This is a genomic window from Mesorhizobium sp. M1A.T.Ca.IN.004.03.1.1, from assembly GCF_003997555.1.
Classification (GTDB): domain Bacteria; phylum Pseudomonadota; class Alphaproteobacteria; order Rhizobiales; family Rhizobiaceae; genus Mesorhizobium.
Genome location: NZ_RZTV01001021.1, coordinates 1 through 239, shown reverse-complemented (window position 1 = coordinate 239; position 239 = coordinate 1). Strand labels below are relative to the sequence as shown.

The 239-nt window shown below is 60.3% G+C and carries 1 protein-coding gene; it reads right to left on the bottom strand.

The features are described 5' to 3' along the window. Positions 1 to 239: aldo/keto reductase (locus tag EOD29_RS34770; RefSeq protein ID WP_164764088.1), on the bottom strand; the 239-nt coding region annotated here is incomplete at both ends.

Below are 239 nucleotides of genomic sequence, written 5' to 3'. Positions count from 1 at the left end.
CCTTGGCGTCGAAATATTGCGAAACCCGGCCTTCGCGGGCGCGGCCTTGCGTATCGGCCTTGCTGCGGTATTTGCCGGTCAGGAAACCGGCTGCGAGGCTGAAATAGGTGATGACGCCGATATTCTGACGGATGCACAGTTCGGCCAATTGCCCCTCGAAGCTCGCGCGCTCGTAAAGATTATATTCCGGCTGCAGCACGTCGTATCGCGGCAGGCCAGCCTTCTCGGCTGCGTCGAAC